Genomic DNA, 6,180 nt, shown 5'->3' with positions numbered 1-6,180 from the left:
CTTCAATCCGCTCGACTTGCATGTATTAGGCACGCCGCCAGCGTTCGTCCTGAGCCAGGATCAAACTCTCCATAATAGAAGAAAATGAATAGCTCATTTCTTGCTGGCATCATTTAAGATGTCAATTTTGAATCCGAAGATTCGTTTTGTCCGTTCACCGGCAAGCCGGTTTCAGAACTTGTATTGTTGACGTTTTGCTGTTCAGTTTTCAAGGTTCATTGTGTCGCTCTCTTTCAGCAACTATTCTAGTATAACATCTCTCTTCTTTCGAGTCAAGCGTTATTTTTAAAAAGTAATTGGAGCGGGTGAAGGGAATCGAACCCTCATCATCAGCTTGGAAGGCTGAGGTTTTACCACTAAACTACACCCGCGTATAAAGTTGATATTCTATTTCATTGGCGTTAGTTACTATTACCAGAATAGAATTTGGTGCGGTAAAGAGGACTTGAACCTCCACGGGGTTAACCCCCACTAGGCCCTCAACCTAGCGCGTCTGCCATTCCGCCACTACCGCATTATTTGCGACACAGTTTATTATACAGTTCTCAGTGAGAATGTCAATAACTTTTTTAAAGGTAAATGGTGAGCCATGCAGGATTCGAACCTGCGACCCTCTGATTAAAAGTCAGATGCTCTACCAACTGAGCTAATGGCTCGTGCTTATGGAATGTAACTAGTGCTAATGGTTTTGATTTTACTTTTAAACCATTGTTGTTTTGGCAAATACTATTTTGTGTGGTTATTTAAAACCTTTGTGCTCAAAATACCTTTCGGTATTTCTCGCAAATCTTTTTAAACGCTTCTCGTTTAAAAAGATTGGCTGGGGTAGCTGGATTCGAACCAACGAATGACGGAGTCAAAGTCCGTTGCCTTACCGCTTGGCTATACCCCATTAATTTTATAATCATTTTCCATGCTAGTGAATACTGTTCATTGTAGGGATGCTATTGTACTTCCCTTCTAATATGTTCGTAAACACGAATGTTATGCATTTAAAATGAAATGGTGACCCCTACGGGATTCGAACCCGTGTTACCGCCGTGAAAGGGCGGTGTCTTAACCGCTTGACCAAGGGGCCTTAAGTAAGTGTTTCGTTTGTTGTTTGTCGTTGTTTCTAATCGACTTTTCCTATTATAGAGACACAATTGTTATTCGTCAACAGTTTTAATGAATTCTTTTTTGAAAAATAGTAAAGAGCTTGCCAAGGCGTTGATTTAATAGGCCTGACAAGCTCTTGATTTATTTCTGATATACTATTTCTCCTCGACATTTTCCGCATCTGTACTTCTTTACATCCATTTTTCTTTTTCTTTTGTATTCCAGATTGCATGACGCGCATTTATAGTAATGGATGTTTTGAGAAGCTTGAATTTGGTCTGTCATCGGTTTACAAAATCTCGGTGATCCTGTTTCTTTCAGCAGTTTTTTGAAATCCGTATCTCCGTGACGATAGCCTTTTCCTTCTTGGTGAAGATGATAATGACACAGCTCATGTTTTATAATGCCCTTTAATTCATCCAAATCATGTAACTGGAGAACTGCTGGGTTTATTTCAATTGAACCGTCGCGAAGTTTGTATCTTCCACCTGTCGTTCGTAGCCGATTGTTAAAGAGTGCTTTATGCATAAACGGTTTCCCGAAGAATTCCGTAGACAGTTGTTCCACTAATTGTTGAAGTGTTAAGGTTTCCAATTATAACTTCCTTACTTTTTTGCAGGTGGAATCATTGTGAGTGATATTCTACCTTTGTTCTTGTCCACACTTTGCACCCATACGGTGACGATATCGCCGGACGCAACAACGTCAAGAGGATGCTTGACGAAGCCTTTTTTCAGTTTAGAAATGTGAACGAGTCCATCTTCTGATACTCCGATGTCTACGAATGCTCCGAAGTCTACTACGTTTCTAACAGTTCCTTGCATTTCAATCCCTTCATATAAGTCTTTAATATCTAATACATCCGCTTTCAGTAATGGCTGCGGATAATCGTCACGCGGATCGCGGTTTGGGCGTTGTAGCGTATCGATAATGTCACGTAATGTCACTTCTCCGACTTCCAGTTTTTCAGCAAGTTGACGAATGTCCAGTTTTGACAAAGCTTCGACAGCTTCAGGTTTTCCGAGCATATTTTTATCCAACCCTGCTTCTTTTAACACGTGTTCAGCTGTTGCATAGCTTTCTGGGTGGAGTCCTGTCGAATCGAAAACGTCTTTCGCTTCAGAAATTCGCAAGAACCCGATTGCCTGTTCATACGTTTTCGCACCGAGACGCGGAATCTTTTTCAACTGTGTTCTTTTTTGGAACAAACCTTGATCTTCACGTGCTTTTACAATATTTTCAGCGACAGTCTTTGAAAGTCCTGCTACGTATTGCAATAACGAAGAAGACGCTGTATTCACATTGACGCCTACTCGGTTAACGGCTGTTTCAACGACGAATGACAATGATTCCGATAACTTTTTACGCGCCACGTCATGTTGGTACTGGCCTACACCTATCGATTCAGGGTCAATTTTAACAAGTTCAGACAGCGGATCTTGCAATCTGCGTGCGATTGAAACCGCACTTCTTTGTTCTACTTGAAGATCGGGGAACTCTTCTCGCGCTTGAGATGATGCGGAATAGACACTCGCCCCTGCTTCATTAACAATGACATAGGAAACAGGGTTCGTTGACTCTTTAATGCACTCTGCGATAAATTGCTCTGTTTCTCGTGAAGCTGTTCCGTTACCGATTGCAATGATTTGAATTTTATAGTTACTCAACGTTTCAAGTATTTTCTTTTTGGATTCCTCTTTACTCGGTTTTGGCGGGTGAGGATAGATGACGGACACTTCTAGCATCTTGCCCGACTCATCGATAACTGCTAATTTACAACCTGTACGGAATGCCGGATCTACGCCTAACACCATTTTCCCTTTTAAAGGTGGTTGTAATAGTAAACTTTTAAGGTTCTCTGAAAAAACGTGTATTGCTTGCGCTTCAGCTTTTTCCGTCAAAGCCGTTCTAATCTCTCTTTCTACGGAAGGAGCTATTAGCCGCTTAAATGCGTCTTCAATCGCTTCTTTCACTTGAGGTGTACTTGGCGAATGCACTTTTTTGATAACTTCTCGTTCAATCCCTGAAACGATTCTTTCTGCTGGGAATATGACACCGACACGAAGTACGTCTTCCTTTTCCCCACGATTTAACGCAAGCACTCTATGAGGGACTACTTTTTTTAGCGGTTCTTCGTAGGCGTAATACATTTCGTAGACAGCACGCTCGTCTTCCGCCCCTTTACGAAGTGTTGACGCCATCTGCCCATCCGACCAGGCCAGTTTCCGAACAAGTTCACGCAATGCCGCGTCATCCGCAATTCGTTCTGCAATGATGTCGCGTGCACCTGCCAATGCTTCTTCTATAGAAGAGACATTTTTTTCTTCATTAATGAATGGTTCAGCGAGAACTGTAGGTTCGTCACTTTTGAATAAAACCAACTGATCCGCCAACTGTTCAAGACCACTTTCAATTGCGATCATCGCACGTGTTCTGCGTTTCTGTTTGTAAGGTCTATACAAATCTTCTAGTCGTTGAAGGACAGTCGCTTTTTCGATATCCTGTTTTAATTCATCAGTCATCTTGCCTTGTTCTTCTATTAAACGAATCACTTCTTCTTTTCGTTGCTCGAGACCTTTTTCATATTGGTACGCATCTTCGATTGATTTAATTTGCACTTCATCGAGTGATCCTGTCGCTTCTTTACGATAACGTGCAATAAACGGAACAGTATTCCCCTCGTCTAAAAGTGCAATGACGCTGCTTGTTTGTTTTGTACTGACGCCTGCCCTTTTAGCTGTGAATTCTATTATCTGCTTTGCCATGAACGATTACATCCTTTCTTTCCATAAGAACAGTTTACCACTTACCTCCCTGCCTACTCAATGAACATCCTATTTCGACACGTGTCATCATAACTCGCGGACTTGTGAACGCAAAATAAAACCTGCTCCAAGTTACTGAAGCAGGCATCCAGCTATAAATGTGGCGTCATCGCCAGGATTAGCTGATTCTTTAATGATATTATACAATTCCATAGCATTGGTACTTTGTTTTAAACTAGCCTTTGGATTGTTCAACTCGACACCATCTGAATGAAGGAAGAAAAGATCACCGATTGAATAATCATATTTTTGGGTATTCATTTTTTGCGGTCTTCCCGATAAATACCCCATGACCGGCAAGGGATAGATCATTTTCTCCCTACCATGAAGGATGTATAATCTGACATTTCCGATGCAACTATATTCAATTGTACTTTCTTTATAATTTACACGTACAATCGCTACGGCTGCTCCACGTTTTTGCACCATATGTTCATTGCAGCGGCTCAGTAGTTCATCAAGGGACTCATGATGGTGTTCGGCAAGTACTTGAGGAATGATTTCGGCTGATTGCCGTGCAACCACTCCATTCCCTAAACCATCCGCGATTGCACACATGAAATAATCTTCACCAGCATGGACATAGTAAACGTCACCCGACTCTACATTGCCGTGTTTTGCCGTATTGTATACATACGCCTCAACATGATCGTTTATAATTTCCTCCACTACGACACACCACCAGCTGCTGTTATCGCTTCTTGCAATTTTTTAATAGCTTTACGTTGAAGTCTGGATACATGCATTTGTGAAATGCCAAGTCGCTCGCCGGCCTCTTTCTGACTCAGTTGATCGATGTATGTATACTGGATGATTTGTTTTTCACGTTCAGATAACACACTGAGTGCATCAGCGACGATAAGGCGATGATCGGTCTTCTCGTACCCGTCGTCCGCTTGTCCAATAATATCGAACAACGTTACTGTACCACCTTCAGAATCCGCTTCAAGCGTATGGTCCATAGATAATGCTTGGTAGCTTCTACCCATTTCCATCGCTTCTAGTACTAGTTCTTCGTCTGTCTCGAGATATTCAGCAATTTCGCTCACTAAAGGGGAGCGTTGCATTTCAGTTGTCAGAGCTTCAACTGCCCCTTTAATCTTTGGCCCAAGTTCCTTTATGCGCCTTGGAACGTGAACGGCCCATGTCTTGTCGCGTAAGAATCGTTTAATTTCCCCGACAATCGTCGGGACAGCGAATGCTTCGAAACTACGACCAAGCTCCGGATCATACCGTCGAATGGCACCAAGCAGTCCGAGCATTCCTACTTGTACGATATCCTCATGATACGGTTTACCATTGGAATACTTACGGGCAATTGAATGGACGAGGCGTTCATAATGAAGCACTAAGTTCGTCTGCGCCTCATCATCATTCGTATCCTGATATTTCCGTATCCAATCTAATACCTTTTCTTTCGTATCTGGTTTATGAGTTGGCTGTTCGTTGGACATCTTCTTGTTCGCCTCGCTCTCCGCCGAGATGTTTGGTCATGAAGACCGTTACGCCCTCCTCTTGATGGAATTTCACTTCATCCATTAATGTCTCCATCAAGTAAAGACCAAGGCCACCTTCGCGGAGGAAGCGCTCTTCAGTTGCATCCTTATAAGGTCCTATATGTTTTTTTGTTTCTTCAAAATCAAAACTAGAACCATGATCTGCAATCATAATTTCCAATTTATCTTCATACATTGCGCATCCAACGACTACTTCACCTTGCTCATTATCTGCGTAAGCATGTTGTACAGCATTTGTGATTGCTTCACTTGAAGCTATTTTCAAGTCCTCAATATCATCGTATGTAAAACCAAGACGGCTGGCAATACCCGAAATCATAAGTCTTGCTACTCCAATGTACTGTGTTTTCGCCGGTATCTTGATCTCAATATAATCATAATGTTGCATTGTCGTCCTCACTTTCTTTCAGTTCAATGTCTATGATTTCATTTAAGCCTGTAATTTCAAATAGGCGACTTAGTCGTCTGTTCAATCCAGTGATTTTAACATGACCACCATTATTCGACACCGCTTTATAAAATCCTACACATACACCAAGACCTGTACTGTCCATATAGTCTACTTCGGATAGATCAAGTTCTGCATGAAGTCCTTCAACCTTTTCAACAGCCGCCAACCGTTCCTTTAGCACAGGCGCTGTGTAAGCATCTATTTCACCAACCACTTTAAAACATTGAACACTGTTTTTCTCTAATAATTCTACTTGTAAATTCATGTCTTGCACCCCGACTCTCTTATT

At 41.9% G+C, this 6,180-nt stretch carries 6 protein-coding genes, 5 tRNA genes and 1 rRNA gene; all 12 read right to left on the bottom strand.

Features of this window, described 5'->3' with window-relative positions; all coding sequences use genetic code 11:
* Positions 1-76 (bottom strand): 16S ribosomal RNA (locus H9649_RS05120); the annotation flags it as partial.
* A gap of 221 nt (positions 77-297) precedes the next feature.
* Positions 298-371 (bottom strand) — tRNA-Gly (locus tag H9649_RS05115).
* A 56-nt stretch (positions 372-427) separates the two neighbouring features.
* Positions 428-514, bottom strand: a tRNA-Leu gene (locus H9649_RS05110).
* Positions 515-580: 66 nt separating this feature from the next.
* Positions 581-656: transfer RNA gene (locus H9649_RS05105), tRNA-Lys, on the bottom strand.
* 161 nt (positions 657-817) lie between these two features.
* Positions 818-892 (bottom strand) — tRNA-Gln (locus H9649_RS05100).
* A gap of 111 nt (positions 893-1,003) precedes the next feature.
* Positions 1,004-1,078, bottom strand: a tRNA-Glu gene (locus H9649_RS05095).
* A gap of 161 nt (positions 1,079-1,239) precedes the next feature.
* Positions 1,240-1,692, bottom strand: coding sequence for a SprT family protein (locus H9649_RS05090; RefSeq protein WP_191693634.1), 453 nt, complete (start codon positions 1,690-1,692; stop codon positions 1,240-1,242).
* An 11-nt stretch (positions 1,693-1,703) separates the two neighbouring features.
* Positions 1,704-3,863 carry a Tex family protein gene (locus H9649_RS05085; RefSeq protein ID WP_191693633.1) on the bottom strand — a complete coding sequence of 720 codons (2,160 nt, stop codon included), beginning with the start codon at positions 3,861-3,863 and terminating at the stop codon, positions 1,704-1,706.
* Positions 3,864-3,995: 132 nt separating this feature from the next.
* Positions 3,996-4,592 (bottom strand): PP2C family serine/threonine-protein phosphatase, encoded by a 597-nt coding sequence (locus H9649_RS05080; protein WP_191693632.1) that lies wholly within the window; start codon positions 4,590-4,592, stop codon positions 3,996-3,998.
* Positions 4,592-5,377, bottom strand: coding sequence for an RNA polymerase sigma factor SigB (sigB, locus tag H9649_RS05075; RefSeq protein ID WP_191693631.1), 786 nt, complete (start codon positions 5,375-5,377; stop codon positions 4,592-4,594). The genes H9649_RS05080 and sigB overlap by 1 nt, the downstream gene beginning before the upstream one ends.
* Positions 5,352-5,828 (bottom strand): anti-sigma B factor RsbW, encoded by a 477-nt coding sequence (gene rsbW / locus H9649_RS05070; protein WP_191693630.1) that lies wholly within the window; start codon positions 5,826-5,828, stop codon positions 5,352-5,354. Before rsbW ends, sigB begins: the two co-directional genes overlap by 26 nt.
* Positions 5,815-6,156: an anti-sigma factor antagonist gene (locus H9649_RS05065; protein ID WP_191693629.1), complete on the bottom strand. Its 342-nt coding sequence runs from the start codon at positions 6,154-6,156 to the stop codon at positions 5,815-5,817. The genes rsbW and H9649_RS05065 overlap by 14 nt, the downstream gene beginning before the upstream one ends.
* Positions 6,157-6,180: the final 24 nt, after the last annotated feature.

Origin of the sequence: Sporosarcina quadrami (genome assembly GCF_014836615.1) — a bacterium.
Classification (GTDB): domain Bacteria; phylum Bacillota; class Bacilli; order Bacillales_A; family Planococcaceae; genus Sporosarcina; species Sporosarcina quadrami.
Note: the sequence above shows the minus strand (reverse complement) of the source record. Positions and strands in the feature narration are given on the sequence as shown.

Coding starts and splice junctions, on each gene's coding strand:
- H9649_RS05085 (WP_191693633.1), bottom strand. CDS start 3,863: ATGGCAAAGCAGATAATAGAATTCACAGCTAAAAGGGCAGGCGTCAGT.
- sigB (WP_191693631.1), bottom strand. CDS start 5,377: ATGTCCAACGAACAGCCAACTCATAAACCAGATACGAAAGAAAAGGTA.
- rsbW (WP_191693630.1), bottom strand. CDS start 5,828: ATGCAACATTATGATTATATTGAGATCAAGATACCGGCGAAAACACAG.
- H9649_RS05065 (WP_191693629.1), bottom strand. CDS start 6,156: ATGAATTTACAAGTAGAATTATTAGAGAAAAACAGTGTTCAATGTTTT.